Here is a 507-nt window from a genome sequence, read left to right as displayed (position 1 = left end):
ATACGGAACCCACGCACCTTCACCTGCTCATCCGCCCGGCCGACGAACACCAACTGCCCATCGGACGTCCACTTGACCAGGTCCCCGGTGCGGTACATCCGCTCCCCGGAACCCGGACCGAAGGGGCAGGCCACGAAACGCTCACCCGTCAACCCCGGACGACCCACATAGCCACGCGCCACACCCGCACCGGCCACATACAGTTCACCGGCCACCCCGACGGGCACCGGCTGAAGCCCGGTGTCGAGCACGAACATGCGGGTGTTGGCGATCGGGCGGCCGAAGGGCACCGCCCCCGGACGATCAGCATCGACCGTCTCCGCAGCCACCATCACCGTCGCCTCAGTCGGACCATAAGTGTTCACCAGCCGACGCCCATCCGACCAACGCCGCGCCACACCCTCACTGACCGCCTCCGCACCCACCAACCCCGTCCCGACATGCGCCAGGTCGCTGGGGTCCAGCACCTCCAGCAACGACGGCACCACACGCGCCGCCCCCACACCC

At 69.0% G+C, this 507-nt stretch carries 1 protein-coding gene; it reads right to left on the bottom strand.

Translation table 11 applies throughout. The features are described 5' to 3' along the window. Positions 1–467: AMP-binding protein (locus J0695_RS42450; protein ID WP_307798915.1), on the bottom strand; the 467-nt coding region annotated here is incomplete at its 3' end. Between the last annotated feature and the right edge of the window lie 40 nt (positions 468–507).

The sequence above is a fragment of the Streptomyces beijiangensis genome (genome assembly GCF_017315755.1).
GTDB classification, from domain to species: Bacteria; Actinomycetota; Actinomycetes; order Streptomycetales; family Streptomycetaceae; genus Streptomyces; species Streptomyces beijiangensis.
This window is presented reverse-complemented; position numbering and strand designations above follow the sequence as displayed.